We start from the raw sequence: 412 nt of genomic DNA on the forward strand, positions 1-412 counted from the left end.
TAACTGACCGCTGATGGATAGAAGAAGACGGCTTTAATCACAAATGTGAGTGCAATAATGGACCAACCCCAGTTACCAATAAATCCATGAATGAATAATAGGAATTGGAATAAAGGTTTTGCTATCCACCAGAGCCAACCAAAATCAATGGTGAGATCTAAATAAGGGGAAATACTCTCTAAACGGTATACATCTTTAGGCCCAACATAAAAATCCGCAGAAAGTGTGCCTTGTTCACCAGCATTTACTACAGTTGCAGGGGTTGAGAAACCAAAGAGATATAAGTCTTTGCTGCCTAGCTTACGGAAAGAATATTGGTTATCACTTTCACTGTTAGGCACCCAAGCACTAACAAAATAATGTTGAACCAGAGCAACCCAACCACCAGTGGTAATAAACTCTTCTTTCTTTT

1 protein-coding gene is annotated in these 412 nt (G+C 39.3%); it reads right to left on the bottom strand.

Translation table 11 applies throughout. From position 1 onward, the window contains the following. A partial coding sequence (gene yidC / locus EMN46_RS19205; RefSeq protein ID WP_229130446.1) for a membrane protein insertase YidC occupies nucleotides 1-412 on the bottom strand: 412 nt, incomplete at both ends.

The organism is Ancylomarina sp. 16SWW S1-10-2 (genome assembly GCF_009669305.1).
Taxonomy (GTDB): Bacteria; Bacteroidota; Bacteroidia; order Bacteroidales; family Marinifilaceae; genus Ancylomarina.